Origin of the sequence: Salinispora sp. H7-4 (assembly GCF_013416675.1) — a bacterium.
In the GTDB taxonomy this organism is placed as follows: Bacteria; Actinomycetota; Actinomycetes; order Mycobacteriales; family Micromonosporaceae; genus Micromonospora; species Micromonospora vitiensis.
The window spans coordinates 211-1,854 of sequence record NZ_JABZED010000011.1; the positions used below are offsets into that span (position 1 = coordinate 211).

General features: G+C 67.3%; 2 protein-coding genes. One reads left to right on the forward strand and one right to left on the reverse strand.

Annotation, left to right across the window (positions count from 1 at the left end):
* On the reverse strand, positions 1-974 hold a 974-nt coding region (locus H0524_RS10760; protein ID WP_180198538.1), incomplete at its 3' end, for a DUF4185 domain-containing protein.
* Between the two features lie 183 nt (positions 975-1,157).
* Between H0524_RS10760 and H0524_RS24610 the strand changes: the two genes are divergently transcribed.
* The coding region (locus tag H0524_RS24610) for a M23 family metallopeptidase (protein ID WP_255435884.1) at positions 1,158-1,644 on the forward strand (487 nt) is incomplete at its 3' end.

The following is a 1,644-nucleotide window of genomic DNA, read 5'->3' on the forward strand; positions in this document are numbered from 1 at the left end:
TCCTGCCACGGGAAAATCTGCACCTTCTCCGCCGTCCAGGCCTGGTCCGGCCCGCCAGCCGTACGGGTGACGATGCAACCAGTGACGCAGTTGAGGTACGACATCACCCAGGTACCGTCGGCGAGCCGCCGGACCGACGGCTCCCCGAACGAGCCGGTGAGGATCGGCGTGCAGGGCCGTCCCCAGCCCCAGTCGCTGCCGTTCCAACCCCAGCCCTGGTACGACTCGGGATAGAAGAGCTGGTCCCAGCGGACCCGACGAAGCATCATCGGGCCGTCCTGGCGCCCCGGGCGCACGGAGAAGACGTACACCCAGTCGCCGTCGCGCTGCATCGTCCACATCTGGTACGGGTCGGTGTTGGTACCGTCGTTCCACCACTTCAGCGGAGTGCGAACGAACCCGTTGCCGTTGTCACTGAAGGCCAGCCCGGCGTAGCGCGACCGCCAGTGGGGTCCGGGTTGTCCGGGTGGCGTCCAGTACTCGATGCTCATGTACGAAATCACCTGCCGGCCGGTCTCCGGGAAACTGATGCCGTCGTTGGGGATGACGGTCACCTCCCAGAGGCCGTCGATACCGATACCCAGGTGACCGTTGTGCATCAGCTCCGGGGCCCGTCCGTCACCGGCGACTCCAGCCGCGCTGTCAAAGATCACGCCGTCGGCAGCAGCCGGATGGGCGTGGGAGCGCAGCATCACCGGCGAGCGCCAGTCGTTCGGCACCGGCGGACCCTCCGGCCACGGGGTGTTGAAGGTATCTCCGAAGAGGTATCCGATGGAGCCGTTCTCCAACACGTAGGGGATGCCGAGGTCGGTGCCGGCGACCTGCCACCGATGGTTGGTGTCCAGGTCGGCACCGGTGAGGCGCTTCTTCCAGGAGGCGGCCCGGGCCGAGTCGGGGGCAAGTAGCCCACCGGCCGCAACAGCGGTGCCGACCAGGGCGACCCGACCGAGCAGAGTACGACGATTGATAGTCATCCTCGTATGAAATCGACGGCCGCGACAGTGGTCAAGCGGACACCGGTTGACCCGCGGGAACGCCCGCTTCCACGGCGCCGTAACACGCACAACCCTATTGACAGCTGTCGGGACAGGTCGCCAGACTCGCGGCGTCGAAGTGCAACACCGGCATCACCGGTCGTCCGGCAGGAGCGTCGCGTCATGACCAGAGCTGCACCTCGAGCAGGACTCGCCGCGATTCTCGCGGTGTGCCTGGTGGCCGCGGGCCTTTCCCTGAGTGCGTCGCCCGCACAGGCCGCCCCCGCTTTCAAGGCGCCGTTTCCGTGTGGTCAAGAGTGGACCTACAGCCACCACAGCAGTGAGGTGCGCCAGGCACTGGACTTCATCCGCGCCGACGGCGGTGCCACCGACGGCGCCCCCGTACTCGCCTCCGCTGCCGGCACCGCCTACCGGCACTCGCAGCCGGGCGGCGCCGGCAACTACATCGTCATCGATCACGGTGGCGGGTGGCAGACCTACTACTTTCATCTCTCCGCGTTCTCGGTGGCAGACGGCACGGGCGTCACCCAGGGGCAGCAGATCGGGCTGACCGGAAACACCGGCAACTCCTTCGGCGCACACATCCACTACGAGCAGCTCCACAACGGGGTGGGGCAGACCATCGCCATCAACGGCGGTTCGCTGGCCC